We start from the raw sequence: 24726 nt of genomic DNA on the forward strand, positions 1-24726 counted from the left end.
TCTCCTTACAAAACAGAAGTGATTGTTTCTCTTGCTTTTTCGACAGTTAGGCGCTCTTCATAATATCGACGCCCCGCTTGGCCCATCGTTTTTCGTAGTGACGGGTCTAAAGCTAATTTGGTCAGTTTCTCATGTAAAAGCTGACTATTACCCGCTATTACGGAAAAACCTGCTTTGATATCATTCTGCAAAATACTTCCAAAATCGGTCACCGCGTCGAGCGAGGCTAGGATCGGTAGAGATACCTTGAAGTAATCCACGGATTTGGAAGGAAAACTTGGCACACTGAGTTTGCTCGACAGGGAGATCAAGCCAATATCACTGGCTTGAACTACGCTTTGGTACTCCTCACGAGGTACGTAGTCTAAAAAAATCACATTCGTTAGGCCCTGATTGAAAGCTCTATTTTCGAGACGTTCACGCTCAGTGCCTTTACCTATGAATAAAAAGCAAACATTATCCTTTGCATCAAAGCTCAATTTCGCCAAATCTAATATATTTTCAAGCTCTTGAACAATGGACATTGCCCCTCCATATACCGCAATAACCTTATCCATCGGCAACTTGTATTTCGCCCTGATAAACTCCTTGTCAACAGGCTCTACGGTTTTCACTTTCGCCCAAAGAGGTAGTATCTCCACGCGAGATGGGTCCACACCGGAAAAATTCTCTAGCAAAAATTTAATATTCCCCTTTGTCATGCAACCAATACGATCAAAGGAGCGGTACATCATATTTTCAAGGCGCTGAAAAAACCAAAAGAACAACTTATTCCTAATAGCCCCCAAATCCCTTAGATAAAAAGGAAAAAAATCCCATAACACCAAGTAAGTCTTAGCCTTATAGTTACGCTTAAAAAAATTAGACAATCCTACAATAGTAACGCAAGGTGTATTAGCGATCAAAAGATCACACTCTTTAACGTGTCGCTTAATCACAATCCGCGCCCAATACGGAAACAATAAAATTTTCAGCGCAGTACCGACAAACCCTGTCGTATAAAAAAATCGAATAACCGAATTCTGACAACCTTGACCCCATCTATCTCTTTGACTGACGATTTTGGGTCATCTCGAAGCCAAGAAAATACAACTGTACACATATTGTATCCGTCGTCTCTGAACGAATATGCCATCTCATTCGTCAACCAAGCATCGGACGCATGCTCAGCATACTTAGTTGTTAACAAAACTACACTTTTCATAAACACCGTCACTTCGACCATAGGACATCAAGTTGATTTAATAGGTCATCGGTTCGCTGTTGACCTGTTGAATTGCTCTTATCAAAAAACAATTGGCTTTGATAGGGAATATAGACAATTGAAAGTGGGCTACTCAAGAATCGGTAAAATGGAATGTACGCCAGGAGACAAGTCATCATAAGGGCCAGAAGACGATCACGGACATTGAAACGTGCAAGAAATGCCAAACAGACGCCTACAGTAAAAATACAAAAGAAAAACTGATATCGCGTAGAAAACGTTGGAAACCCGTAGACGACCAAGGGTATTAGTATACCGAACATTGCTAAACGATGAATACTAGACGACCACCTTAAACTGCTGGTTGATTCGAGATCTTGCCTCCCCCACGACATGTATACAAAAATAAACACAATCGTCGACACCGATGCATAAACTCCTCGATAGAGCAAGGAGGCGTTATAAACATCTCGATCCAGATAGATCATATATTTGGGATCGAGATAAACGACTAAATACTCAGCTATGGACCGGACGACATCTATTGAGGAAAGATAAAAGGAAACCGCTAATGCAAAAAAAATCAAAAAAATGTTCTTGCCAACCTTTATATTAAAAGCTAAAACCAAGAAAAATAGCGCTCCAACAACCGAGTAGTGTAATGATACCGCTATGCCAAAAATAATCCACGCTAGGAACTTCTGGTTTCCGACATAGCAACGCACACCATAAAAAAATAAACTAGCAGCTAAGCCTTGTCGAACAAGCGAAAAATATGGAATTAGATAAAAGTCTGGAATAGAATAAATTATAGCTATAACCAATAAGCTGTATTTTGGAAAAAAAAATCGAATAGCAGCAGCCAGCAGCATGATTTCCAACACACTAACGACGACTATGAAATCATGAAACTTAAAACCTAAAAACGAAAAAAATGAACTAATAACTCATAACCGATTTCAAAATTGAGATTAAAGGCTTCGCCGGCTGCGACATTTACGAAATGGGCTTCATACACCGGCCAGTCATATCCTGTCTCAAACTTTAGAGCAAGAAACAGCGTTAAAATACCGACCTGTATAATATAAAGATGAATATTCTTAATTTGCGGTAATAAAATCGATATAAAGGCTATACCCCAAATGAGGACATATACCAGATTATAATCAAACATGAGCTGCCTCACCGCGCGGACCTAACGTCCTGGAAAATTTCAAAAACCAACACAACAACGCTCCCAACGAAAAGGCGGCCTGAATTACATAGCCAAGCGCCATGTGAGAGAAGTTAAAATATTGGAGTGCCATTATAGAGCATAATACATAAACCAATGCTGTAAGCACTTCGTACACGAGGTAAAACAAAATCCTTTGTTTTGCTATAAAAACATACAAGAACACCCAAGTCATCACCTTTAACGCATCGCCGACAACATACAAATCAAGAATCTGTGCCGCACCATCAAAGCCATGGCCGTATATAGCACTAACAACATAACTAGACAAAACTTTAACACACACAACCATAATTAATGAAAAAACTATTGCAATTTTAAATACCTTCCATACTTCCGATTTCAACCCAAAACCGTTCAATGCTGAATATCTAGGAAGTAATATCGTTGAAAATAATACGCTTGCTATGCCGACGTATATGTCAGAAAGCCGAGTAGCAGAGTACCAAATACCTGCAGACGACACAGACACATTATCCGAAATGAAGTACCTCAGATAGATTTGCCCACCGTATACCACAAGAGCAGAAACCAAAGCCATTAAAGAAAACTGCAAAAGTGTTGCTGATAACAGTTTAAAATCTTCAATCGCTATTCTCCACCCTCGCCCAGCCCATCCTCTAAAAAACAACAACAATATCAGCCCCGCAATTAGCGGAGCCAGTACAACAGAGTAAATAGCACCGTCAAAATAAAAATATACAGCCAACAATATTGTTATAACGGAAGTAAGAAAAGACAAAAAAATCGAGTAGAGAAAATACAAACGATAGTTCTGCACACCATTATAATAGGAAGCAAAAAGACTGTTAATCCCAAGACAAAATGCCGTTACTGGCAGTACGAGCAAAGCATAGCGCCACTGCCCCTCAAAGAAGAAATCGGAAATTGCGTCGACAAAAACGAAGAAAATCAAAAAAAGAATTACGCTGTATATCAACAAAAGAAGGAACGAACACGCGATCACTTTATCTTTCTGCGCCCGCCCTTCAGATATTAACTTGACTACTCCAGTGGATGTTACTGAAGAAGCGCCCGCACTGGCAATTTGCAAAAAAGCCTGTAACTGACCCAATACCGCCATGCCAGATGGCCCTGCGTAATAGGCTACTATTTTTAATGAAACGATTGAAAAAATCAGTTTCACAATCGCCTGCGAACCAACATTAATTACGGACTTAATCATAGGGGATTTCGAGGCTCAAATTATGCGGAAACAATCAATTATTCACTAAGAAGAGCTTACTAACGTCATCATCAAGTCCAAACTCACTTTCGAAAAATTGATCCCCTCTTATCAAGACCTAAGCCATTCCGCTCAATAGAAGGGAATCAAAATAACATCACTGGAAACTTTCGCCCAAACTCACTTCTTGGCTTAAGACACAGACCGTGGTAGAGAGCACAATCATACCCAAATTTAAGGCGGTGTACAGCAATGCGTCGAAGCCGCATAGCTCGGGGCAAAATTACCACTCGCCATCTCACCCTGATACATTTTTTATCATAGACCTTACGCAGCCAATCTCGCTGTCTCATGCAGAGGTACTCGCTCCCCCCGTCCGCCTCCCTTAACACACACAATTTTTGCATAGCAAACACACCAATCACACCGCTCCAAAAAAGCTATCTATTTTTAGCTAGATTTTGATAACCGTGGGCCGGAACGACTAATACTAATCAATAGAGCAATGCCGACGCCTAGGCACAATCCGATGAATAAACCAGTCAGCACGATTAAACGCTTATTAGGTTTAATCGGAGATAATGGCTCAAGCGCTTCTTTATCTATAGCCACAAGCTTAAGTGTGTTGATATCAATATTTTTAAGATTATTCAGACGTGCCATTTCTGCACGCAAGGGTTCTATACCACTCAAAAAAAGATCTTCATTTTCACGACGATTAAGCACTTCAATTTGACGATTTTCTTTCAACAACTCCAACTCTTTAGCAATTTGTGCAATACGCCCCTCAGTAAAATCGTCGGATTTGCGCTGCCTCAGAGCTGTACGCTCCGCTTCCAATGTCTCAGCCCCCATAAAATACAGAGGGATTTGTTGATTATTGATTTCCGTCCGCATTACGCTAGATGAACCTGAATGGTCAGACTCACTTAATGCAGATGGAGTGGTAGGCTTTTTAATATTTAATGACTTAGCAATCACAATTGCCTCATCAAGTTGCGCCATTCGATCAGCACGCAAAGTCTTTAACTGAGAGCGAAGAGCCTTTAACTCATCCTGCAACTGAGCTCGCCTAAGATTATCTGCCTCAAGCAATTTGGCAATTTTAGCTTCTTTATCGTTTTCATAATTGGAGCGTGCAGCGTCCAACTTACCTTTGAGCTCTCTTAAACGGTTTTTAATGATTACATCCATGTCGGCCGCGATTTGAGCACGCTCGATATTAATTGCATAATTTACAAAACCATTAAGAATAGCTACACCATCAATACCTTTCGGATAAATCATCTCCAAACGAATATAGGCGCTTAAAAGATCTACTTTTTTTGGATCAGGTAATATCAAATTAATTGAGTTTCGATTAAACTCTTCGAAACTTTGCTCTAAGGTACGACCGGGTTGTTCAAACCGACTAAACAAGCTTCGATTTGCTCTAAAAAAACCCAACCGAGTGTCATAAGACTCTAGAGCGGCGCCAACTCTAGTCAACGCCTCATTAGGTGGCAGTCTATAAACCTCAGAACGGTTCAAGGCGTCTAGCTCATTGATGGCTGCCGGCCGCAAAACACTACTGACTTGATATTCAGGCGTCACCCAGTAGGCGTATGCCACTGAAAGGAAGGTAATAATTAAAGCTACTAATGCAATCAATTTTTTTTGTCGCCAGGCGGCATTGAAAATTACTGCAAGATCAATTTCTCCGGACGAATGTGCCGGGGGGATACGAAAGTTACTACTCACAACAAAAACCTGCCTTCAAGAGAAACTGCGGGCTCGTTATGCAGACACCATTGTGTGTTTTTTATTCCAATTGGATGACCGCCAAAACCAAGCGTCTCTGCCAAATTTTGAGCGCACAAAATGCCTGTTATCGAGAACAGATTCCATTCTGCCATCTCTCCGGCATATTACAAGTCTTGACATGTATGTCAGACAATTCTAATTTTTCCAATGGAACCGTCGCGACCAACGGGGCTAAGTCGATAGGCCACCATAAAGAATTACCGGCTTCCTGCGTGATAACATTTCTGACAAACGGTCACCAGTCGCAGGTGGATACCGCCAGGAGCAATGCTAAGCAATCGCCTTACCCCGACGCCTACGCACAAACACCCCCAACACCGGCCCAATCACCATCCCCACAATCAAAGCCACCACCACAAACACCGCCACCGGCATCTGCGCAGTACTCCACCCCAGGAACGACAGCGCCACACCCTGCTGGTTCTCCAGCACAAATGCCAAGACCACCAACGCCGCAAGCACTGCAATCAATACCGCAACAACGCGCTTAACCCCACGCATACCCTTCTCCTTCCCCAAAAACACTCAGACGCCTTCTTCCTCTTCTTCGTTCACCCGATCACGCAATTCCTTGCCCGGTTTGAAGTGGGGTACGAATTTGCCATCGAGGCTGACGGATTGGCCGGTTTTTGGGTTGCGGCCTACGCGCGGTGCGCGGTAGTGCAGTGAGAAACTGCCGAAGCCACGGATTTCGATGCGGTCTCCGGTGGCGAGGCATTGGGACATTTGCTCAAGCATGGTCTTGATAGCCAGCTCCACATCCTTGGATGAGAGCAGCCCTTGATGGGTGACAATTCGTTCGATCAACTCCGACTTCGTCATATTTTTCCCTTCTTTTTCAAGCAGCTAGGAAAAGCGCTTCGAAGGTTTTAGCATGACTTGATGAATTTGAACAGCCCATGTGTAAACTTATCTGCCGACCGCATAAACGCCTTCAGCCACCCTACTGTTACTCATTTACAGATAACCAACATCGTCCGCGTAACTGCGCCAGCCGGGTTCCAGCCGAACAGGTAGTCACCCTCTTCATCCTCTGCATCACTGGAGCGAGTGATGACTTTGTAGCCCTGCATCTTGCACTCACGGGCAGCACGCTTCTCGCACTTCTCCCATTTATTACCCAAGCCGGAACAGTCGATCTCGATGCCACTGACACCTCGCTTGGCGTGCGTCTTGGCGCTGGTGGAGGAGCAGCCGGCAAGCACTGCCAATGCAAGTATTACGATAATCCTGTTCATTCAAACCCTTATTGAGTCAGCAACGCGAAATAGCCGTTTCAAAGACTATAGTCAGTTCTGACATTGGGCTGAACGCCTTCGTTCGATGCAGTTGCTTCATCAAATTTCAGGCGCAAAAAAGGGCGACCGAAGTCGCCCTTTTTCAACAGCTTTACAGAACTTAGTTCTGCTTGGCCATTGCCTGGCGCAGCAGTGCCGCCATGGTGGTGTCAGCAGCAGCTTCCGGAGCAGCTTCTTTCAAGCTCTGGATAGCTTCTTTCTCTTCCACTTCGTCTTTCGACTTGATGGAGAGTTGGATCACGCGGCTCTTGCGATCAACGCTGATGATCTTGGCTTCTACTTCCTGGCCTTCTTTCAGAACGTTGCGCGCGTCTTCAACGCGGTCACGGCTGATTTCGGAGGCTTTCAGAGTCGCTTCGATATCGTCGGCCAGAGTGATGATGGCGCCTTTAGCGTCAACTTCTTTCACAGTGCCTTTAACGATGGCGCCTTTGTCGTTCTCTTGAACGTACTCGGAGAACGGATCGCTTTCCAGTTGTTTGATACCCAGGGAGATGCGCTCGCGCTCTGGGTCAACCGACAGGATAACGGTGTCCAGCTCGTCGCCCTTCTTGAAACGACGAACAGCTTCTTCGCCAACTTCGTTCCAGGAGATGTCGGACAGGTGAACCAGGCCGTCGATGCCGCCGTCCAGACCAATGAAGATACCGAAATCGGTGATCGACTTGATGGTGCCGGAGATTTTATCGCCCTTGTTGAACTGGCCAGAGAAATCTTCCCATGGGTTAGATTTGCACTGCTTGATGCCCAGGGAGATACGACGACGCTCTTCGTCGATGTCCAGAACCATGACTTCCACTTCGTCGCCGACTTGTACGACTTTCGAAGGGTGGATGTTCTTGTTGGTCCAGTCCATCTCGGAAACGTGTACCAGGCCTTCCACGCCTTCTTCCAGCTCTGCGAAGCAGCCGTAGTCGGTCAGGTTGGTAACACGCGCGGTTACGCGAGTGCTTTCTGGGTAACGAGCCTTGATAGCAACCCATGGATCTTCGCCCAGCTGCTTCAAGCCCAGGGAAACGCGGTTACGCTCACGATCGTATTTCAGAACCTTGACATCGATCTCGTCGCCAACGTTGACGATTTCGGAAGGATGCTTGATACGCTTCCAAGCCATGTCGGTAATGTGCAGCAGGCCATCGACGCCACCCAGATCGACGAATGCGCCGTAATCGGTGAGGTTCTTGACGATACCTTTGACTTGTTGGCCTTCCTGCAGGGATTCCAGCAGAGCTTCACGCTCGGCGGAGTTCTCTGCTTCCAGCACGCTGCGACGGGAAACGACAACGTTGTTGCGCTTCTGGTCGAGCTTGATGACTTTGAATTCGAGTTCTTTGCCTTCCAGGTGCGTGGTGTCGCGCACAGGACGAACGTCGACCAAAGAACCTGGCAGGAACGCACGGATGCCGTTAACGTCGACAGTGAAGCCGCCTTTAACCTTACCGTTGATAACGCCCTTGACCACTTCTTCAGCTGCGAAGGCTGCTTCGAGAACAATCCAGCATTCAGCGCGCTTGGCTTTTTCACGGGACAGCTTGGTTTCACCGAAACCGTCTTCAACCGAGTCCAGAGCAACGTGAACTTCGTCACCGACATTGATAGTCAGGTCACCAGCATCGTTGTAGAACTGTTCCAGCGGGATCAGAGCTTCAGACTTCAGACCAGCGTGAACGGTTACCCAGCGAGCTTGGTAATCGATATCAACGATAACACCGGTGATGATGGAGCCTGCCTGAAGGTTCAGGGTTTTTAGGCTTTCTTCAAAGAGTTCCGCAAAGCTTTCGCTCATTTTAATTCCTGTTGATAAGGGCGAAGAATACGCCCATCTCCACACCCCAGACGGTGTGGGTCAGTTTCAGTTAAAAGAAGCCACCGCAGGACTATGACTGGTCCCCTGCGGCCTTCTTGATCACCCGGCGATATCGCGAATGGCGATTTCACTCATGATGCGTTCCAGCACCTGCTCGATGGACAACTCCGTGGAATCCAGCTGTATGGCGTCAGCCGCCGGCTTGAGCGGGGCTACCGCACGCTGGGTATCACGCTCATCGCGTGCACGGATCTCATCTAGCAGACTCGACAGACTAACACCATCGACTTTGCCCTTCAACTGCAAGTAGCGGCGGCGCGCTCGTTCCTCGGCACTGGCCGTGAGGAATATCTTCAACGGCGCCTCGGGAAACACCACCGTGCCCATGTCACGGCCGTCGGCCACCAGGCCCGGCGGCTCCTGGAACGCACGCTGGCGCTGCAGCAAAGCCTCACGAACCGCCGGCAAAGCAGCCACTTGGGAGGCGCCGGCACCGATGCTCTCGGTACGAATCACATCACTGACTTCGTCGCCTTCCAGAATGATGCGCTGCAGTTGACCGTCGGTCGCCGCGATGAACTGCACGTCCAGATGGGCGGCAATTTTCGTCAGCAACTCTTCGTTGGTCAGATCGACACCATGGTTGCGCGCCGCGAATGCCAACAGGCGGTACAGCGCGCCGGAATCGAGCAGGCACCAGCCCAGGCGCTTGGCCAGGATGCCGGCGATGGTGCCTTTGCCCGAGCCGCTTGGCCCGTCGATGGTAATCACCGGTGCTTTGATATTCACAATTGAGCCTCTTGGGCAACACGAATGCCGACGTGGGCACACAGTGTAAGAAAGTTCGGAAAAGACGTAGCAACATTGGCGCAGTCACGAATACGAATCGGCGCCGCTGCCTGCAGGGAGGCCACGCTGAACGCCATGGCAATGCGGTGATCGCCATGGGCATGCACTTCGCCACCGCCTATCGGGCCACCGTCAATGATAATCCCATCAGGCGTGGGTTGGCACTTCACACCCAGGGCCAGCAGACCGTCGGCCATAACCTGGATACGGTCCGACTCCTTGAGCCGCAGCTCCTCGGCACCGCGTAATACGGTGCGCCCCTCGGCGCAGGCAGCGGCGACAAACAATACGGGAAACTCATCGATCGCCAACGGCACCAACGCCGCTGGAATCTCGATACCCTTCAAGACAGCTGCCCGGACACGCAAGTCCGCAACAGGCTCGCCACCTACCTCACGCGGATTTTCAAGGCTAATATCAGCCCCCATCAGCCGCAGGATATCGATCACGCCGGTGCGGGTAGGATTGACGCCGACATGCTCAAGCAGCAACTCCGAACCCTGGGCAATCGAGGCCGCCACCAGAAAAAACGCCGCAGACGAAATATCCCCAGGCACTTCAATGTGGGCAGCCGTCAACCGATGACCTGACTCCACCGACGCCGTCGCGCCCTCCACCGCCACCGGATAACCAAAGCCACGCAACATGCGCTCGGTATGATCGCGGGTCGGCGCAGGCTCGGTGACTGCGGTTTTACCTTGTGCATACAGACCAGCCAGCAACAGGCAGGATTTAACCTGCGCACTGGCCATCGGCAACGCGTAAGTCAGGCCCTTGAGCGTCTGCCCACCACGAATGGTCAGCGGCGGACGCCCTTCAGGACCGGTCTCGATCACCGCGCCCATTTCCCGCAGCGGCTTGGCCACGCGACTCATCGGGCGCCTGGACAGCGATGCATCACCGGTCAGGACGCTATCGAAGCTTTGCGCCGCAAGCAGACCCGCCAACAGGCGCATTGATGTACCGGAGTTACCCAGGTAGATCGGCCCTGGCGCTGCCTTCAAGCCGTGCAGGCCAACCCCATGAATAGTCACTCGCCCATGGTGCGGGCCCTCGATCACCACGCCCATGTCGCGAAACGCCTGCAAGGTCGCCAGGGCATCTTCGCCTTCAAGGAAACCGTCGACCTCCGTTACGCCGTCAGCCAATGAACCCAGCATGATCGATCGATGGGAGATCGACTTGTCACCTGGCACCCGAATGCATCCGCTCAAGCGGCCACCCGGATTGGCGATAAAAGTCAGCTCATCGGCGTTCACTGCAGTTTCCATATAGGCCCGGCGCGCCAGGATCTTGCTGAAATGCTCTCGCGCCATCCGCGCCCGGGTGAACACACCCAGTAACTGATGGCCATCACCCGCATCCACCGCATCGCGCAAGGCGTCGAGGTCAATGCGGAACGTGTCCAGGGTGCGCAACACCGCTTCGCGATTGGCGAGAAAGATGTCATGCCACATCACCGGGTCACTGCCGGCAATCCGCGTGAAATCGCGAAAACCACCGGCGGCGTAACGGAAAATCTCGAGGTTTTCGTTGCGCTTGGCCAACGAATCCACCAAGCCGAATGCCAGCAGATGGGGAAGATGGCTGGTCGCGGCCAACACTTCATCGTGGCGCTCGACCTGCATATGCTCCACATCCGCGCCCAGCTCGCGCCAGAGCCGATCCACCACGGCCAACGCCGCCGGATCAGTCTGCGCCAGCGGCGTCAGGATCACCTTATGCCGACGGAACAACTGCGCATTGGACGCTTCCACCCCGCTCTGCTCGGAACCGGCAATCGGATGGCCCGGCACAAAGCGCGGCGGCATAGCGCCAAACGCCAATTGTGCCGCGCGCACCACATTGCCTTTGGCGCTGCCGACGTCCGTGAGGATCGCCTGCCCCAGGTCCATGCCAGCCAATACGGCGAGCAATTTCTCCATGGCCAGGATCGGCACCGCAAGCTGGATCACGTCCGCGCCCTGGCAAGCGATTGCCAGGTCCGCTTCACAGCGATCCACGACACCCAACTCCACCGCCAGCTTGCGCGATTGCGGGTCAAGGTCCACGCCGACTACTTCGCCACACAGCCCGCTGTCCCGCAGGCCCTTGGCGAACGAACCACCGATCAACCCCAGGCCGACCACCACCAGGCGACCGATCATAGGCACAGCAGGTTGCAATGCAGTGACATCAACCACGGGCCAGAACCTTGGCCAACGCCTCCAGGAAGCGGCTGTTCTCGGCCGGCAAACCAATGGTGATACGCAGGTGGTTCGGCATACCGTAGTTGGCCACCGGACGCACGATCACGCCTTCGCGCAACAAGCCCTGAAATACCGGTGCAGCCTCTTGGCCGAGGTCGACGCAGATGAAGTTGCCCTTGGACGGAATCCAGCCCAGGCCCAACTCGCGAAAGCCGTCCTGCAACTGCAACATGCCGCTTTCGTTAAGGCGGCGTCCTTCTTCCAGGTATTGGGCATCCTTCACCGCCGCACACGCAGCCGCCAGGGCCAGGCTGTTGACGTTGAACGGTTGGCGTACGCGGTTCAGCACATCGGCCACTACCGCTGTGGACAGGCCGTAGCCAACCCGCAACGACGCCAGGCCATAAGCCTTGGAGAAGGTGCGCGACACCAGCAGGTTCGGGTAGGCCGCGAGGAAATCCAGGCCATCGGGCAGGTCGCCGCCTTCGGCGTACTCGATGTAGGCTTCGTCCAGCACAACCAGCACATGCTCCGGCACGTTCTGCAGGAACTCGTTCAGGGCCTGCGCATCGAACCAGGTGCCGGTCGGGTTGTTCGGGTTAGCGATAAACACCACGCGGGTTTGCGCATCGATCGCTGCCAGCATCGCCGGCAGGTCGTGGCCCCAGTTCTTGGCAGGAATGACGCGCGCATCAGCCCCTACGGCCTGGGTCACGATCGGGTAGACCGCGAATGCATGCTCACTGAACACCGCATTCAAACCGGGCGCCAGGTAGGCACGCCCGACCAGTTCAAGAATGTCGTTGGAGCCATTGCCCAGGGTCACCTGATTGAGCTCGACCCGGCATTTTTCTGCCAGCAGGGACTTGAGGGCAAAGCCATTGCCGTCGGGATAACGGGTCAGCTCGGCAAGCTCCTCCCGAATCGCCGCCAATACTTTGGGGCTCGGACCCAGCGGGTTTTCGTTACTCGCCAGCTTGACGATCCTGGACGGGTCCAGATTCAACTCACGGGCCAGTTCGTCCACAGGCTTGCCTGGAACGTAAGGCGAGAGTTGTTGCACGCCCGGCTGAGCCAGGGCGAGGAAGTTGCCACTCATGTCAAAGCCTCACAAAACCGCTTTCGGGTAGGAGCCCAGCACTTTGAGTGCCACGGCTTCCTGACTGATCTTCTCCAGCACGCCCTTGACCAGCGGGTCGCGGTGGTGGCCGATGAAGTCGATAAAGAACACGTAGGTCCATTTACCGCTGCGCGAAGGACGAGTCTCGATGCGCGTCAGGTCAATCCCGTTGTCGTGGAATGGCACCAGCAGCTCATGCAACGCGCCGGGCTTGTTGCTCATGGAAACGATGATCGAAGTCTTGTCGTCGCCGGTTGGCGGCACTTCCTGGCTGCCGATCATCAAGAAGCGCGTGGAGTTGTCCGGGCGGTCCTCGATTTTCTCGGCCAAGCGTGTCAGCCCGTAGAGGCCCGCAGCCATATCGCCGGCAATCGCCGCCGAGTTCCACTCACCCTTGACCCGCTTGGCCGCTTCGGCGTTGCTGGACACCGCCACGCGCTCGACATTCGGGTAATGGGCGTCCAGCCACTTGCGGCACTGGGCCAGGGACTGAGCGTGAGAGTAGATACGGCTGATGCTGTCGGTCTTGGTGTTCTCGCCCACCAGCAGGTGGTGGTGAATACGCAACTCGACTTCGCCACAGATCACCATGTCGTGCTCGAGGAAGCTGTCCAGCGTGTGGTTGACCGCGCCTTCAGTGGAGTTTTCCACCGGCACCACGCCAAAATTCACCGCGCCGGCCGCCACTTCGCGGAACACTTCGTCGATGGCCGCCATCGGCTTGCTGATCACCGCGTGGCCGAAGTGCTTCATGGCCGCCGCCTGGGTGAAAGTGCCTTCGGGGCCCAGGTAGGCCACTTTCAGCGGCTGCTCAAGGGCAAGGCACGAAGACATGATTTCACGGAACAACCGCGCCATCTCCTCATTGCCCAGCGGCCCCTTGTTGCGCTCCATCACGCGCTTTAGCACCTGGGCTTCGCGCTCAGGCCGGTAGAACACCGGCACTTCGCCTTCCGCCAGGGACGCCATTTTCACCCGAGCCACTTCCTGGGCGCAGCGCGCGCGCTCACTGATCAGCTCCAGGACTTTCTCGTCCAGGCTGTCAATGCGTACGCGCAGGGCTTTGAGTTCTTGCTCAGACATTAGCCGTGTTCCTTTTCGAACTCTGCCATGTAGGCAACCAGCGCGTTGATGGCGTGGATGTCGACAGCGTTATAAATGGAGGCGCGCATACCACCGACCGAGCGGTGGCCCTTGAGGTTCAGCAAGCCACGCTCGTCGGCGCCGGCCAGGAACGGCTTGTCCAGGCGATCATCGGCCAGGCGGAACGGCACGTTCATCCACGAGCGGTCGGTAAGGTTGATCGGGTTGCTGTACAGGCCGCTGGCGTCGATGAAGTCGTACAGGGTGCGCTTCTTCTCTTCGTTGCGCTTGCCCATCGCAGCCACACCACCCTGCTCCTTGAGCCATTCGAAGACCAGGCCGGACAGGTACCAGGCAAACGCCGGCGGGGTGTTGTACATCGAGCCGTTATCGGCCGCGACCTTGTAGTTGAGCATGGTCGGGCACAGCGAACGGGCGCGGCCGAGCAGGTCTTCGCGGATGATATTGACCAGGATGCCGCTCGGGCCGATGTTCTTTTGCGCACCGGCGTAGATCATGCCATACCGGGACACGTCGATCGGGCGCGAGAGGATGTCCGAGGACATGTCGCACACCAGCGGAACGTCACCTACTTCAGGCACCCAATCAAATTCCAGGCCACCGATGGTTTCGTTCGCGACATAGTGAACGTAGGCCGCGTCCTTCGTCAGCTTCCACTCGTTCTGACCTGGAATGGCGAAGTAGTCGTAGGGCTTGGCGGTACCGGCCACATTGACGTGACCGTAGCGCGAGGCCTCTTCAATGGCTTTCTGACCCCAGATACCGGTGTCGATATAGTCGGCAGTGCCCTCTTCGGGCAACAGGTTCAGTGGGATCTGAGCGAACTGCTGGCTCGCGCCGCCTTGCAGGAACAACACTTTGTAGTCGGAGGGGATGTCCAGCAAGTCGCGCAAGTCCTGCTCGGCCTTGGTGGCGATGGACACGAACTCATCGCTGCGATGGCTCATTTCCATCACGGAGAGGCCTTTTCCATGCCAGTCGAGGAGTTCACCCTGCGCACGCTGCAGGACTGCTTCAGGAAGCGCCGCGGGACCGGCACAGAAGTTATAGGCTCTCTTGCTCACATCCAATCTCACTCTGATCTGGTGGGGCTGCAATCATGTTCGGCAACACCCTTTGTCTGAAGCCAACCCGTGTGGGAGCTGGCTTGCCTGCGATACAGGCACCTCGGTAGTTCCAGTGATACCGCGGTGATGCTATCGCAGGCAAGCCAGCTCCCACATGGACCGCGTCCAGGCAAAGGACGTGTATTTTTCAAAGGGGACAAACAACAAGGGGGCGAATCTTCATCCGCCCCCTGTGTGTCCGCTTATTCCTGCGGTTCTTCTTCGTCTGCGGCAGCATCGAGGGTTGGCTCGTCGACGTTGTCATCGCCGGCTGCGATCACCTCGCCGTCGAACTCCTCGCCTTCCAGCTCTTCACCTTCAACTTCCGAAGGCTCCTGCACACGCTCCAGGCCGACCAGTTTTTCATCCTTGGCCAGCTTGATCAGGGTCACGCCCTGGGTATTACGGCCCAGGCTCGACACTTCAGCCACACGGGTACGCACCAGCGTCCCCTGGTCGGAAATCAGCATGATCTCCTCGCCATCAAGCACCTGTACCGCGCCAACCAGGCGGCCGTTGCGGTCGTTGCTGACCATGGCGATCACGCCCTGGCCGCCACGCTTGTACTCCGGGAACTCGCTGATGGCAGTGCGCTTGCCATAGCCACGCTCGGAAGCGGTGAGGATCTGGCTGCCTTCTTCCGGGATCAGCATCGAAATCAGCTTCTGCCCTTCCGGCAGGCGCATACCACGTACACCGCGGGCGGTACGGCCCATCGCGCGCACGTCGGATTCCTTGAAGCGCGTAACCTTGCCGCCATCGGAGAACAGCATGACTTCGCGCTCACCATCGGTAATGGCGGCGGAAATCAGTACGTCACCTTCATCCAGCTCCAGGGCGATCAGGCCCACGCTGCGTTGACGGCTGAAGGATTCCAGCGGGGTCTTCTTCACGGTGCCCTTGGCGGTAGCCATGAAGATGAAGTGACCTTCGGTGTATTCCTCGACCGGCAGCATGGTGGTGATGTATTCATCACTGTCCAGCGGCAGCAGGTTGACCAATGGGCGACCACGGGCAGCACGGGAAGCTTCCGGGATTTCGTAGGTTTTGAGCCAGTACACCTTGCCCTTGCTGGAGAACAGCAGCAGCGTGGTGTGGCTGTTGGCGACCAGCAGGTGAGCGATGTAGTCCTCATCCTTGACGCCGGTAGCCGATTTACCTTTACCGCCACGACGCTGGGCCTGATACGCAGCCAACGGCTGGGTCTTGGCATAGCCACCGTGGGAGATGGTCACGACGCGCTCTTCTTCCGGGATCATGTCACCCAGGGTCAGGTCCAGGCGCGCATCGAGGATTTCGGTGCGGCGCACGTCGCCGTACTCGGCGCGGATCACTTCCAGTTCTTCGCGGATCACTTCCATCAGGCGCACGGCGCTGCTGAGGATGCGGATCAACTCGCCGATCTGGTTGAGGATCTCCTGGTACTCGGCCAACAGCTTCTCGTGCTCAAGACCGGTCAGGCGGTGCAGGCGCAGTTCCAGGATGGCCTGGGCCTGCTCCGGCGACAGGAAGTACTTGCCTTCGCGCAGGCCGTATTGCGGGTCCAGGGTTTCCGGACGGCAAGAATCGGCGCCTGCGCGCTCAACCATGGCCACCACGGCACTGGATTCCCAAGGCGTGCTGATCAACGCTTCCTTGGCTTCCGACGGGGTTGGCGAGGCCTTGATCAGGGCGATCACCGGGTCGATGTTCGACAACGCAACGGCCTGGCCTTCCAGGATGTGGCCGCGCTCGCGAGCCTTGCGCAGTTCGAACACGGTACGGCGGGTGACCACTTCGCGACGGTGACGTACGAAGGCTTCCAGCAGGTCCTTGAGGTTCAGGATGCGTGGGCGGCCGTCGATCAGTGCAACCACGTTGATACCAAACACGCTTTGCAGCTGGGTCTGGGCGTAGAGGTTGTTGAGGATCACCTCAGGCACTTCGCCACGACGCAGTTCGATCACCACGCGCATACCGTCTTTGTCGGACTCGTCGCGCAGTTCGGTAATGCCTTCGAGCTTCTTCTCTTTAACCAGCTCGGCGATCTTCTCGATCAGACGTGCCTTGTTCAACTGGTACGGGAGTTCGGTGATGACGATCTGCTGGCGGCCACCGACCTTGTCGATGTCTTCGATCATCGAGCGGGCGCGCATGTAAATGCGCCCGCGACCGGTGCGGTAGGCTTCGATGATGCCGGCGCGACCGTTGATGATCGCGGCGGTCGGGAAGTCCGGGCCGGGGATGTACTGCATCAGCTCATCGACAGTCAGCTCGGGGTTGTCGATAAGGGCCAGGCAACCGTCGATGACTTCACCGAGGTTGTGCGGCGGGATGTTGGTGGCCATGCCCACGGCGATACCGCTGGAGCCGTTGACCAGCAGGTTGGGGATCTTGGTGGGCATGACGGCCGGGATCATTTCGGTGCCGTCGTAGTTCGGCACCCAGTCCACGGTTTCTTTATGCAGGTCGGCCAGCAGCTCGTGCGCCAGCTTGGTCATGCGCACTTCGGTGTATCGCATGGCCGCGGCGTTGTCGCCGTCGACCGAACCGAAGTTGCCCTGGCCGTCTACCAGCAGGTAGCGCAGGGAAAACGGCTGGGCCATCCGAACGATGGTGTCGTACACCGCAGTGTCGCCGTGAGGGTGATACTTACCGATCACGTCACCGACAACACGGGCAGATTTCTTGTACGGCTTGTTCCAGTCGTTACCCAGCTCGCTCATCGCGAACAGCACACGCCGGTGCACGGGCTTCAAGCCATCGCGCGCATCAGGCAGTGCCCGACCGACAATTACGCTCATCGCGTAGTCGAGGTAGGACTGTTTCAGCTCGTCTTCGATATTGACCGGGAGGATTTCTTTGGCCAGTTCGCCCATGAGAAGCCTGATTCCTTTTTCGGGTGAAACCTCGTCACATCCATTCGGGACGAACGAAGCTCGCCGCTGCCGGCACGGTGCCTGACAACGACTTACGACAAATCAACGAGTTATGACACGGATCTGCGCGTTATGAGCAACCCCTCGGGGCAGCTCTGGAAACCGCCGGATGTTATCACAATCGCCGCCACGCACCTATCCCCCTGATGCGCATGGAGGCTAGTAATTTGACGGATGACAGGCTTGAAGGGGACGAGAGGGGCTCAGAGGTGGGGTGATGCTGTTTTTTGAGGATGGATCCGAGGGTTTTATTGACTTTCGGGCCCAATCGGGGGCAAGCCCCCTCCCACACTTGAATTGTGAACACAGTCAAAATGTGGGAGGGGGGCTTGCCCCCGATTGCTATTTCACAGACACCACTGTCCTCAATGCAGCCGCTTACGGCACATCAACCTGGCCAATTTGGCAGTATCCGGCCGCTCGACCACGCCTTTCTCAGTCACGATCACATCAATCAGGTCGGCCGGGGTCACATCAAATACCGGATTAAACGCATCCACCTCCAGGCGCTGCCCCATGACGTGCAGCAGCTCAGCGGGATCGCGCGCCTCCAGTGCAACATCATCGCCAGTAGCCATCATCAAATCGAGCGTCGAACTCGACGCCACCACCATAAAGCGCACGCCATGGTGCATGGCACAGACGGCCAGCTGATAAGTGCCGATCTTGCTGATCACGTCGCCATTGGCGGCAATACAGTCAGCACCGACCACCACCCAGGTCACGCCTTTGGTCTTGAGGATATGCGCCCCGGCGGAGTCGGCATTCACCGTCACCGGGATGCCCTCGCCCGCCAACTCCCACGCCGTCAGGCGCGAGCCTTGCAGCCATGGACGGGTTTCGTTGACATAGACCTGCTCGACCAGCCCCTCCAGGAACGCCGCGCGAATCACGCCGTGGGCCGTGCCGACACCGCCCGTGGCCAATGCACCGGCGTTGCCATGGGTGAGGATCGCCTGGGCGTTGCCCTGGTGCTTGCGAATCCGCTCCATACCCAACTGGGCCATGACCACATTGGCCTCCCGGTCGCTTTCATGGATCACAATGGCCTGGGCTTCCAGCACGGCAACCGGGTCGGCGTGCTGCTTGAGGCGGTCCAGGCAGTCGCGCATATTCTTGAGTGCCCAGAACAGATTCGACCCGGTCGGGCGGCTATCGGCCAGCAGCGCGTAGTCTTCTTCCCACGCTGCCTGCCAGTCGCCACCCTCGGCAATGCGCTCACGGGCAGCCAGCACCAAGCCATAGGCGGCACTGATGCCGATGGCTGCTGAGCCCCGCACCACCATCGAACGAATGGCCTCGGCCACCGCCGCGACGGTATGGCAGGCCACCCAGCTCTCCCGGGACGGCAACACGCGCTGATCGAGCAGGTACAGCGCGCCGTCACGCCAATCGATGGCCTTCACTTTCTCTGCAGCCAACAGTCGGTCGCGCATCCCTTACCCCGCACTCATGAACAAAAGCCGCGGATTATAGCGATCCGCCAGCCAGGGCGCTCGGGTATACTTCGCCCTTCTTTTATAGCTGCCTGGGAAGAAGCCTGCGATGACCTCCACTGCCGCCCCGCTCGACGTGTTGCTCTTGCCGACCTGGCTGGTACCGGTCGAACCTGCCGGCGTGGTGCTCAAAGAGCATGGTCTGGGCATCCGCGATGGGCGCATTGCCTTTATCGGCCCACGGGCCGCCGCATTGAAGCTGGCGGCCAATGAGGTGCGCGAACTGCCCGGCATGTTGCTCAGCCCCGGCTTGATCAACGCCCACGGCCATGCGGCAATGAGCCTGTTCCGTGGCTTGGCCGATGACCTGCCGTTGATGACCTGGCTGGAAAAACACATCTGGCCGGCCGAAGCCAAATGGGTCGATGAAGCCTTTGTGCGCGACGGCACCAACCTGGCCATCGCCGAACAGATCAAGGGCGGCATCACTTGCTTCTCCGACATGTACTTCTTCCCCAAGGTCGCCAGCGATTGCGTGCACAATAGCGGTATGCGCGCGCAGATCGCCATGCCGATCCTCGACTTCCCGATTCCCGGCGCCAGCACTGCCGACGAGGCGCTTCGCCAGGGCATCGAGCTGTTCGGCGACCTCAAGCACCACCCGCGCATCAAGATCACCTTCGGCCCTCACGCGCCCTACACCGTGTGCGACGCCAACCTGGAAAAGATCCGGGTGATCGCCGAAGAGCTGGACGCCGCGATCCATATGCATGTGCATGAAACCGCCTTTGAAGTACAACAAGCCGTGGAGCAGACCGGCGAGCGGCCATTGGCGCGCCTGGGTCGCCTCGGCTTGCTCGGGCCGCGCTTCCAGGCCGTTCACATGACCCAAATCAGCGAAGAAGACTTGGCTTTGCTGGTAGAAAGCAACACCAGCGTCATCCATTGCCCGGAATCGAACCTGAAACTGGCCAGCGGCTTTTGCCCGGTTGAGCGCTTGTGGCAGGCTGGGGTCAATGTGGCCATCGGCACCGACGGCGCCGCCAGCAACAATGACCTGGACCTGCTGGGCGAAACCCGTACCGCCGCGATGCTGGCCAAGGCCGTCGCCGGCTCGGCCACCGCCCTGGACGCCCACCGTGCCCTGCGCATGGCAACGCTCAACGGTGCACGGGCCATGGGCCTGGAAAGCCAGATTGGCTCGCTGGAAGTCGGCAAGGCCGCAGATATAGTCGCCTTCGATCTGTCGGGGCTGGCGCAACAACCGATCTACGATCCGGTCTCACAGCTTATATATGCCACCGGACGCGATTGCGTGAAACACCTTTGGGTCGCCGGCAAGCTATTGCTCGACGACCGGCAATTGACCCGCATGGATGAACAACAGTTGACCGCCACGGCCATTGCCTGGGGCCAACGCATCAGCGGGCACAGCGAATAACGAAGGCGCTGAGCCCATGCGCTCTGCACCCACTCACCGATTTTTCAGATTTAGAGGATTCATCATGAGCAACGTCGACCACGCAGAAATCGCCAAATTCGAAGCCCTCGCCCACCGCTGGTGGGACCGCGAGAGCGAGTTCAAACCCCTGCACGACATCAACCCGCTGCGGGTCAACTGGATTGACGAGCGCGTCAACCTGGCCGGCAAGAAGGTGCTGGACGTGGGTTGCGGCGGCGGCATCCTCAGCGAAGCCATGGCTCAACGCGGCGCGACCGTGATGGGTATCGACATGGGCGAAGCGCCATTGGCCGTGGCGCAGTTGCACCAGCTCGAATCCGGCGTGAGCGTGGAATACCGCCAGATCACCGCCGAAGCCCTGGCCGAGGAAATGCCCGAGCAGTTTGACGTGGTGACCTGCCTTGAGATGCTGGAACACGTGCCGGACCCATCCTCGGTCATCCGTGCGTGCTTCCGTATGGTCAAGCCGGGCGGCCAGGTGTTCTTCTCCACCATCAACCGCAACCCCAAGGCTTACCTGTTCGCGATCATTGGCGCCGAATACATCATGAAGCTGCTGCCGCGTGGCACCCATGACTTCAAGAAATTCATCCGCCCCTCCGAGCTGGGTGCGTGGAGCCGTCAGGCCGGGCTGACCGTCAAGGACATCATCGGCCTGACCTACAACCCGCTGACCAAGCACTACAAGCTGGCCAGCGATGTTGACGTCAACTACATGATCCAGACCCTGCGCGAGGAGTAAGCCTGTGAAGTTGCGAGCGGTTCTCTTCGACATGGACGGTACCCTGCTGGATACCGCGCCGGACTTTATCGCCATCTGCCAGGCCATGCGCGCCGACCGCGGCCTGGAACCGATCAACCCGCAGCACATCCGCGATGAAATCTCCGGCGGTGCGCGGGCGATGGTTGCCGTGACCTTTTCGATGGATCCTGAATCGCCAGGCTTTGAAGAGCTGCGCCAGGAATTCCTCGATCGCTACCTCAAGGGCTGCGCGGTGCACAGCAAACTGTTCGACGGCATGGCCGAGTTGCTGGAAGACATCGAGAAGGCCAAGTTGATCTGGGGTGTGGTCACCAACAAGCCCGTGCGCTTTGCCGAACCGATCATGCAGCAACTGGGCCTGGCCGAGCGCTCGGCCGTGCTGATCTGCCCGGACCACGTGAAGAACAGCAAGCCGGACCCGGAGCCGATGATTCTGGCGTGTAAGCTGCTCGACCTCGACCCGGCGAGCGTATTGTTCGTGGGCGATGACCTACGTGATATCGAATCCGGCCGCGATGCCGGTACGCGCACGGCGGCGGTCACCTATGGCTATATCCACCCGGATGACAACCCGCGTCACTGGGGCGCGGATGTGGTGGTGGATCACCCGCTGGAATTGCGCAAGGTGCTGGATAACGCGCTGTGCAGTTGCTGATGGCTCCCACACTCTAATGACCCATGAAGATTAAAAAATGTGGGAGGGGGCTTGCTCCCGATAGCTGTGGGTCAGTCAGTAAATGCAGTGACTGACACACTGCTATCGGGAGCAAGCCCCCTCCCACATTGGATTTTCAATGCACTCAAAATTGGTATTACCTACTGAATTTTGTCGAGGCTATTTATGTTTGATTATTCTGCCCCTCCAGAACTGCTCAAAGGCCGGGTCATCCTGGTCACCGGCGCCGGCCGCGGGATTGGCGCAGCAGCGGCAAAGACCTATGCCGCCCATGGCGCCACCGTGCTGTTGCTGGGCAAGACCGAAGCCAACCTGGCCCAGGTGTATGACCAGATCGAAGCCGCCGGCCAGCCGCAACCGGTGGTGATCCCGTTCAACCTGGAGACCGCCCTGCCCCATCAATACGATGAGCTGGCAGCAATGATCGAAAAAGAATTCGGCCGCCTCGACGGCCTGTTGCACAACGCCTCGATCATCGGCCCACGCACGCCCATCGAGCAGTTGTCCGGCGAGAATTTCATGCGCGTGATGCATGTAAACGTCAACGCGATGTTCATGCTGACCAGCACCTTGCTGCCGCTGCTCAAGCTGTCCCAGGATGCATCGGTGGTGTTCACCTCCAGCAGCGTCGGGCGCAAGGGGCGGGCGTACTGGGGGGCTTATGGTGTATCGAAGTTTGCTACCGAAGGCTTGATGCAAACCCTGGCCGATGAGCTGGAAGATGTAGCGGCAGTGCGCGCCAACAGCATCAACCCGGGCGGTACACGCACGAGTATGCGGGCCCAGGCGTATCCCGGTGAGAATCCGATGGAAAGGCCGGCGCCGGAAGACATCATGCCGGTGTACCTGTACCTGATGGGGCCGGACAGTGCTGGCATCAATGGGCAGGCGTTTGATGCGCAGTAAGCCCTGACACCCCGCAAAAAAATGTGGGAGCTGGCTTGCCTGCGATAGCATCACTGCGGTGTAACTGAAGCACCAAGGTGTCTGCATCGCAGGCAAGCCAGCTCCCACACTGCTTTGTGGTGTAGTCAAAAACTCAGTTTTTGACTACTTCTTCAAGGGTGAAACGGCCCAGCGGGTTCTGCAGGAAGTTGCTCACATTCTTGCGTGAAATATTGATGTACGGGCTGTAGTACAGGTCAATCCAGTTCACATCCTGTTTCGCCAGTTTCTGCAACTCGACATACATCTGCTCACGCTTGGCCGGGTCTGCCTCGACTCGCGCCGCAGCTACCAGCGCCTTGACCTTGTCGTTCTTGTAGCGGGTCATGTAGTTCTGGTTGGTGTCGTGGCCCAGCACGAAGGTGGTCTTCTGGTCCGGGTCGAGGATGTCGTTGGTCCAGTACATCACCGAAATATCGTACTCACCGTCCACCAGCATCTGCCAGCTTTGGGTCGGGTCGACCTTTTGCAGGTTGGCGGTCACGCCGACCTTGGCCAACTGGTCCTTGATGATCACCGCAATCTGCTCGTCGGCCTCGTTGCCGGCGTTGACCACGTAGTTGAGCTTCAAGTCCTTGGCACCGGCCTCTTCCAGCAGTTTCCTGGCCTCAGTCGGGTCATAAGGACGTTGCAGGTTGTTGGCGTAGTGGTACAGCGAGCCTTTGGGAATGTAGGAATACGCCACGGTGCCTTGACCGTAAGTGGCGGTTTTCACCAGCGATTGTTTGTCGATGGCCATGTCCAATGCCTGGCGCACCTGCGGCTTGGCGAGCAAGCCGTGCTCGTGGTTGATCAACAAGTGATCTTCACGGGTGGACGGGTCGGCGTGGATCACCACGTTCTTGTCTTTCTTCAGCTCTTCGACCCGCGAGAACGGTACGAAGATCGCCGTGTCGAGTTCGTTGTTCTGCACCATGCGCATACGGGTGTTGTCGTCGGTCACCGACACCCACTCCACGCCGTCGAGGCTGACGTTATTGGCCTGCCAGAAATTCGGGTTCTTCTTCAGGATGACCCGGTCGCCCTTGCGCCACTCTTCCACGGTAAACGCGCCGGACGTCACCGGGTTTTCCGAGTAGGCGTCTTCGCCCATCGTGTTCATGGCTTTTTCCGACAGGATCGACACCGTCGGCGACGCCAATTGCGAGAGGAAGGCCACCGCCGGGGTTTTCAGAGTGACCACCAGGGTCTTCGCATCGCTGGCCTTGGCGGTGTTGATCAGGCTGAACGGATCGCTCCACAACGACGCCTTGTTGTCGCGGATGCGCAACAGGCTGAACGCCGCGTCGGCCGCGGTGATCTTTGATCCGTCGGAGAACTTCGCTTCACGCAGTTTGAAGGTGTAGGTCAAGCCATCCTCGGATATCTCCCAGCTCTCGGCCAGGCCCGGTTCCATCTTGGTGCCCAGGTTATCCACGCGCACCAGGGTGTCGTAGACGTTGGCAAACACCCAGGTGTCGCGGTTTTGCGCGCTTTTGATCGGGTCAAAGGTGGTGCTGTCTTCACGGCAGCCGATGGTGAGAACACCAGCGGCCTGGGCCAGTCCTGCGGTCAGCGACCAGGCGGTCAGCGTAGCGGCGGCGAGCAACTTCAAGTGGCGCGATTGCATATCACAACTCCTTGTTA

At 55.4% G+C, this 24726-nt stretch carries 19 protein-coding genes and 1 pseudogene; 4 read left to right on the forward strand and 16 right to left on the reverse strand.

Going from position 1 to position 24726, the window contains the following annotated elements; all coding sequences use genetic code 11:
- Nucleotides 1-5 precede the first annotated feature (5 nt).
- The 15 genes and pseudogenes from JH25_RS0126930 to mtnA all read right to left on the reverse strand — a co-directional run bounded on the left by JH25_RS0126930 (nucleotide 6) and on the right by mtnA (nucleotide 19254).
- Nucleotides 6-905: a glycosyltransferase family 4 protein gene (locus JH25_RS0126930; RefSeq protein WP_177327395.1), complete on the reverse strand. Its 900-nt coding sequence runs from the start codon at nucleotides 903-905 to the stop codon at nucleotides 6-8.
- Nucleotides 906-1212: 307 nt separating this feature from the next.
- Nucleotides 1213-2378: pseudogene (locus tag JH25_RS27865) on the reverse strand (EpsG family protein).
- Nucleotides 2371-3624 carry an oligosaccharide flippase family protein gene (locus JH25_RS0126935; RefSeq protein WP_050549330.1) on the reverse strand — a complete coding sequence of 418 codons (1254 nt, stop codon included), beginning with the start codon at nucleotides 3622-3624 and terminating at the stop codon, nucleotides 2371-2373. The pseudogene JH25_RS27865 and the gene JH25_RS0126935 overlap by 8 nt, the downstream one beginning before the upstream one ends.
- Before the next feature lie 450 nt (nucleotides 3625-4074).
- Nucleotides 4075-5364 (reverse strand): Wzz/FepE/Etk N-terminal domain-containing protein, encoded by a 1290-nt coding sequence (locus JH25_RS21140; protein WP_081883287.1) that lies wholly within the window; start codon nucleotides 5362-5364, stop codon nucleotides 4075-4077.
- 333 nt (nucleotides 5365-5697) lie between these two features.
- The gene (locus tag JH25_RS21135) at nucleotides 5698-5928 is read right to left on the reverse strand and encodes a LapA family protein (protein ID WP_032877174.1); all 231 of its coding nucleotides are present in this window, start codon (nucleotides 5926-5928) and stop codon (nucleotides 5698-5700) included.
- A 24-nt stretch (nucleotides 5929-5952) separates the two neighbouring features.
- Nucleotides 5953-6249, reverse strand: a complete 297-nt coding sequence (ihfB, locus tag JH25_RS21130) for an integration host factor subunit beta (RefSeq protein ID WP_003189779.1) — start codon at nucleotides 6247-6249, stop codon at nucleotides 5953-5955.
- A 131-nt stretch (nucleotides 6250-6380) separates the two neighbouring features.
- Nucleotides 6381-6665 carry a lipoprotein gene (locus tag JH25_RS21125; RefSeq protein WP_032877175.1) on the reverse strand — a complete coding sequence of 95 codons (285 nt, stop codon included), beginning with the start codon at nucleotides 6663-6665 and terminating at the stop codon, nucleotides 6381-6383.
- A 160-nt stretch (nucleotides 6666-6825) separates the two neighbouring features.
- On the reverse strand, nucleotides 6826-8511 hold the full coding sequence (rpsA, locus tag JH25_RS21120; RefSeq protein ID WP_005786304.1) for a 30S ribosomal protein S1: 1686 nt from the start codon (nucleotides 8509-8511) through the stop codon (nucleotides 6826-6828).
- Nucleotides 8512-8631: 120 nt separating this feature from the next.
- Nucleotides 8632-9321 (reverse strand): (d)CMP kinase, encoded by a 690-nt coding sequence (gene cmk, locus JH25_RS21115; protein WP_005786302.1) that lies wholly within the window; start codon nucleotides 9319-9321, stop codon nucleotides 8632-8634.
- Nucleotides 9318-11528: a bifunctional prephenate dehydrogenase/3-phosphoshikimate 1-carboxyvinyltransferase gene (locus JH25_RS21110; RefSeq protein ID WP_032881057.1), complete on the reverse strand. Its 2211-nt coding sequence runs from the start codon at nucleotides 11526-11528 to the stop codon at nucleotides 9318-9320. The genes cmk and JH25_RS21110 overlap by 4 nt, the downstream gene beginning before the upstream one ends.
- A 28-nt stretch (nucleotides 11529-11556) precedes the next feature.
- The gene (hisC, locus tag JH25_RS21105) at nucleotides 11557-12669 is read right to left on the reverse strand and encodes a histidinol-phosphate transaminase (protein ID WP_032877176.1); all 1113 of its coding nucleotides are present in this window, start codon (nucleotides 12667-12669) and stop codon (nucleotides 11557-11559) included.
- 9 nt (nucleotides 12670-12678) lie between these two features.
- Nucleotides 12679-13773: a prephenate dehydratase gene (gene pheA, locus JH25_RS21100; RefSeq protein WP_003172650.1), complete on the reverse strand. Its 1095-nt coding sequence runs from the start codon at nucleotides 13771-13773 to the stop codon at nucleotides 12679-12681.
- Nucleotides 13773-14858 (reverse strand): 3-phosphoserine/phosphohydroxythreonine transaminase, encoded by a 1086-nt coding sequence (gene serC / locus JH25_RS21095; RefSeq protein WP_032877177.1) that lies wholly within the window; start codon nucleotides 14856-14858, stop codon nucleotides 13773-13775. The genes pheA and serC overlap by 1 nt, the downstream gene beginning before the upstream one ends.
- A gap of 245 nt (nucleotides 14859-15103) precedes the next feature.
- On the reverse strand, nucleotides 15104-17758 hold the full coding sequence (gyrA, locus tag JH25_RS21090; RefSeq protein ID WP_005786294.1) for a DNA gyrase subunit A: 2655 nt from the start codon (nucleotides 17756-17758) through the stop codon (nucleotides 15104-15106).
- Between the two features lie 425 nt (nucleotides 17759-18183).
- Nucleotides 18184-19254: an S-methyl-5-thioribose-1-phosphate isomerase gene (gene mtnA / locus JH25_RS21085; RefSeq protein WP_032877178.1), complete on the reverse strand. Its 1071-nt coding sequence runs from the start codon at nucleotides 19252-19254 to the stop codon at nucleotides 18184-18186.
- 109 nt (nucleotides 19255-19363) lie between these two features.
- Between mtnA and JH25_RS21080 the strand changes: the two genes are divergently transcribed.
- The 4 genes from JH25_RS21080 to JH25_RS21065 all read left to right on the forward strand — a co-directional run bounded on the left by JH25_RS21080 (nucleotide 19364) and on the right by JH25_RS21065 (nucleotide 23061).
- Nucleotides 19364-20695: a TRZ/ATZ family hydrolase gene (locus JH25_RS21080; RefSeq protein WP_032877179.1), complete on the forward strand. Its 1332-nt coding sequence runs from the start codon at nucleotides 19364-19366 to the stop codon at nucleotides 20693-20695.
- 64 nt (nucleotides 20696-20759) lie between these two features.
- Nucleotides 20760-21458: a bifunctional 2-polyprenyl-6-hydroxyphenol methylase/3-demethylubiquinol 3-O-methyltransferase UbiG gene (gene ubiG, locus JH25_RS21075; RefSeq protein ID WP_003172645.1), complete on the forward strand. Its 699-nt coding sequence runs from the start codon at nucleotides 20760-20762 to the stop codon at nucleotides 21456-21458.
- 4 nt (nucleotides 21459-21462) lie between these two features.
- Nucleotides 21463-22134 (forward strand): N-acetylmuramic acid 6-phosphate phosphatase MupP, encoded by a 672-nt coding sequence (gene mupP / locus JH25_RS21070; protein ID WP_032877180.1) that lies wholly within the window; start codon nucleotides 21463-21465, stop codon nucleotides 22132-22134.
- Nucleotides 22135-22320: 186 nt separating this feature from the next.
- Nucleotides 22321-23061: a YciK family oxidoreductase gene (locus tag JH25_RS21065; protein WP_032877181.1), complete on the forward strand. Its 741-nt coding sequence runs from the start codon at nucleotides 22321-22323 to the stop codon at nucleotides 23059-23061.
- A gap of 133 nt (nucleotides 23062-23194) precedes the next feature.
- Here JH25_RS21065 and JH25_RS21060 read toward each other — a convergent pair whose 3' ends face one another.
- Nucleotides 23195-24709 carry an ABC transporter substrate-binding protein gene (locus JH25_RS21060; RefSeq protein ID WP_032877182.1) on the reverse strand — a complete coding sequence of 505 codons (1515 nt, stop codon included), beginning with the start codon at nucleotides 24707-24709 and terminating at the stop codon, nucleotides 23195-23197.
- Nucleotides 24710-24726 lie beyond the last annotated feature (17 nt).

It is taken from the genome of Pseudomonas sp. BRG-100 (assembly GCF_000737955.1).
GTDB lineage: Bacteria > Pseudomonadota > Gammaproteobacteria > Pseudomonadales > Pseudomonadaceae > Aquipseudomonas > Aquipseudomonas synxantha_A.